The organism is Robiginitalea sp. (assembly GCF_049588695.1).
Classification (GTDB): Bacteria; Bacteroidota; Bacteroidia; order Flavobacteriales; family Flavobacteriaceae; genus Robiginitalea.
The window spans coordinates 1-2,418 of record NZ_JBAVZJ010000415.1; the positions used below are offsets into that span (position 1 = coordinate 1).

Annotated in this window: 3 protein-coding genes; 2 read left to right on the plus strand and 1 reads right to left on the minus strand. The window is 48.3% G+C overall.

Features of this window, described 5'->3' with window-relative positions:
* Window positions 1-102: 102 nt before the first annotated feature.
* Window positions 103-546 carry a hypothetical protein gene (locus WBV75_RS09765; RefSeq protein ID WP_424120433.1) on the minus strand — a complete coding sequence of 148 codons (444 nt, stop codon included), beginning with the start codon at window positions 544-546 and terminating at the stop codon, window positions 103-105.
* 200 nt (window positions 547-746) lie between these two features.
* On the opposite strand from WBV75_RS09765, the gene WBV75_RS09770 reads away from it, so the two are divergent.
* Both WBV75_RS09770 and WBV75_RS09775 read left to right on the plus strand, forming a co-directional pair.
* Entirely contained in the window at window positions 747-1,934 is a 1,188-nt protein-coding gene (locus WBV75_RS09770; RefSeq protein ID WP_424120434.1) for an Nramp family divalent metal transporter, read from the plus strand.
* A gap of 2 nt (window positions 1,935-1,936) precedes the next feature.
* Window positions 1,937-2,418 (plus strand): LamB/YcsF family protein (locus WBV75_RS09775; RefSeq protein ID WP_424120435.1); only part of this gene is annotated, 482 nt, incomplete at its 3' end.

Genomic DNA, 2,418 nt, shown 5'->3' on the forward strand with positions numbered 1-2,418 from the left:
ATGACGACAACAGCTATGCCCAAAAGGATCAAAATCCACATACTCATTTTATATGAACGATCTGTATAATTGAAATCCTGTTGCATGGTTAATTCGTTTTAGTTATACGACCCTTACATTGAGTTTAAGACCCTCGATGATTCCCATAATGTTCATCACGATTTCCTGAAGGTGGTTCCGGATCAAAAAATTAGGAATACGAATAGTGGTAAACCCATTTTTGAAGGAATGCATGGCTGCCTCGAGGTCGTTTAAGGCTTGCTCATGGGAAAGGGATTCGTACCCCGAATCCACTTCAATGTTTAACTTCACCCGGGAAATGGCCAGATCCACGGTATTTTTTCCATCCCACCATGCCAGCATGGGTTTTACCCCGGCCTGAATAAGGCCGTAGTAGAGTATGGCGGCTTCCCGTGGGATTTGATTTGTATTTACAAGGCGTTCGAGACGTTTTCGATGTGCGGAACACAGCTCCGTTTGGAATAATTCAATCGATTCCCGATGGTCCAGATAACTCAGCTTTTTTTTACACTCCAGACAGGTCATTCAATGTGGGGTTTATGCATGGTAATGGTTTTAATAACCCCGCGAAAAAAAAATTAGTATATACAATTCGATGTACGACACCATTCAGGAGGGTCAACATCTGACTTTTAGATGAAATGCACAAAAACACCCGTTTGACTGTCTAATTTTTTGACAGGGGAGAATTCCTATCTTTAGCCTGAACGGAAGAGTATCTGCCTATGTTTAAGAATGCCGGCCCGGGAATGTTGATAGCCGCAGCTTTTGTAGGGCCCGGAACGGTTACGACCTGTATCCGGGCCGGCGTGGATTGGAAACTTGGACTTTTGTGGGCACTGCTGCTTTCCATTGGGGCCACGTTGGTTTTACAGGAGATGGCCGGGCGCCTTGGGTTGAGTGCGAGTGGTGGTATTCCAGGTTTTATCCGAAGTTCGATAGGCAGGCCACTGTTGCGCATCCTCCTGCTGGGTGTGGTGCTCTCTGGGATTGTTGTTGGAAACGCGGCCTACGAGGCGGGTAATATTTCAGGGGCCGTCCTCGGCCTGGAGGCCATATTCGGTTCTGCCGGAGCTTCCTATTTTCCTTTTTTGGTTGGGATCGCTGCCTTTGGGCTTTTGTGGTTTGGGAATTATCGCAGTCTCGAACGTGTTTTTACCACCCTGGTCCTTATTATGAGTCTCTCATTCCTGATTACAGCTATTTTGACACGACCGGATTTATCAGAGTTAGCCCGGGGGCTATTGATACCCGATATCCGCAGTGAAAATGTACTCACCGTAATTGCCCTTGTGGGAACTACCGTGGTGCCCTATAACCTCTTCCTCTACACTTCTCTGGTTAGTGAAAAATGGGAATCTATAGAAGCTTTGCGAACGATGCGAAGGGATATCATACTCTCCGTCCTGGTCGGGGGGTTGGTGTCTATGTCCATTTTGATTACGGCAGCGGGCAGTGGGGCCGCCGTAGTCTCCACGGTAATGGATTTGGCTGCGGGACTCGAACCCTTATACGGCAAAGCGGCCCGCTATGGATTGGGTATTGGATTGATGGCTGCTGGAATCACTTCGGCAATAACCGCACCTTTGGCGGCTGCTTTTGTGGCCCGACAGTGTTTCGGATGGCCTGCGGATCGTAAGGATTGGAAATTTCGGGTGGTCTGGATCGGGGTGTTGTCAATGGGTGTGCTGGCCCTCAGTTTTGAAATACGACCTCTGGAAATCATCTATTTTGCCCAGGTGGCAAACGGAATCCTACTGCCTGTTGTCGGTATTTTTCTCCTATGGGCCGCGAACAGCGCTTCTTTAATGGGTGTCTTTAAAAACAACAGCATTCAAAACATTCTTGGCTTAACCGTACTCGTTCTTGTCACGGGGCTGGGGATTTGGAGTATCTTTAAGATCTTTATCTGAGTATGGCAATGAGAACTGCTATTGATCTGAATTGCGATGTAGGGGAGGGTATAGGCAATGAACACTTACTCTTTCCATTTATTACCTCCTGCAATATTGCTACCGGCGGGCACGCCGGGGATGCCAATTCTATGCGGAAAGTCGCTTCCCTGGCAGCTAAACACCAGATCCGTATCGGAGCCCATCCTTCCTACCCGGATCCCGAACATTTCGGAAGGGTATCCAGGGTTATGGAAAAAAAGGAATTCCAGGCCAGTATTGCATCCCAGATTGAAGAATTCCTGCAGGTTCTGGCCACTCTGAATCTTGCCATGCACCATATTAAAGCCCATGGGGCCCTCTATAACGATCTGGCCCGGGGAGGGCGAATAGCCCTGGATTACCTGGAAGTGCTTGAGCCATATCGAGAAAAGTATATATTCTATGTGCCTTGTGGCTCAGAATTTGCCCGAATGGCCGTCGAACGCGGCTTCTCCATTTGGGA

Bases quoted from the DNA above. Each gene is read 5' to 3' on its own strand.
- WBV75_RS09765 (WP_424120433.1), bottom strand. From the start codon at position 546: ATGACCTGTCTGGAGTGTAAAAAAAAGCTGAGTTATCTGGACCATCGG.
- WBV75_RS09770 (WP_424120434.1), top strand. From the start codon at position 747: ATGTTTAAGAATGCCGGCCCGGGAATGTTGATAGCCGCAGCTTTTGTA.